The 682-nt window shown below is 67.2% G+C and carries 1 protein-coding gene; it reads left to right on the forward strand.

Annotation, left to right across the window (positions count from 1 at the left end):
• Window positions 1-51: 51 nt before the first annotated feature.
• Window positions 52-682: 4-hydroxythreonine-4-phosphate dehydrogenase PdxA (locus EOA85_RS36660; RefSeq protein ID WP_206523512.1), on the forward strand; the 631-nt coding region annotated here is incomplete at its 3' end.

The raw sequence follows: 682 nt of genomic DNA on the forward strand, positions 1-682 counted from the left end.
CTCCAACAAGTATGTCGAGGAGTTGCGGAAGAAAGCCCGCATCGTCGAGCGCTGAAGTCGCCAGAGGCAGAGCTTCCGCTGGCGCTGAGCGTCGGCGATCCATCCGGCGTCGGGCCGGAAATCGCCATTGCCGCCTGGCGAGCGCGCGACAGCGCCGGTGTGCCGCCCTTCTATCTTATCGCCGATCCGGCGTTGATTGCCGCACGGGCGCGCTTGCTCGGCGCCGATGTGCCAATCACGGAGACGATACCAGCCAAAGCGGCGCGCGTCTTTGCACGCGCCCTGCCCGTCGTGCCCCTAGTCGCCCGCTTCGTCGACAGCACTGGCCGGCCAGACCCAGCCAACGCCGCCGGCATCATCGAGGCCATTGACCGCGCTGTTGACGACTGCCTTGGCGGCCGCGCGGCGGCAGTCGTCACCTGCCCGATCGCCAAGAAGCCGCTCTACGATGCCGGCTTCCGTTTCCGCGGCCATACCGAATATCTGGCGCATCTGGCGACACTCCACACCGGCGCAGAAGCGATGCCGGTGATGATGCTTGCCGGCCCCGAGTTGCGCACGGTTCCGGTCACCATCCACATTGCGCTGCGCGAGGTGCCGAAAGCGCTGACCACGGAGTTGGTCGTCGCGGCCGCCCGCATCACCGCCGCCGACCTCGAACATCGCTTCGGCATTGCCAAGC

The sequence above is a fragment of the Mesorhizobium sp. M5C.F.Ca.IN.020.29.1.1 genome (assembly GCF_003997375.1).
GTDB classification, from domain to species: Bacteria; Pseudomonadota; Alphaproteobacteria; order Rhizobiales; family Rhizobiaceae; genus Mesorhizobium; species Mesorhizobium wenxiniae.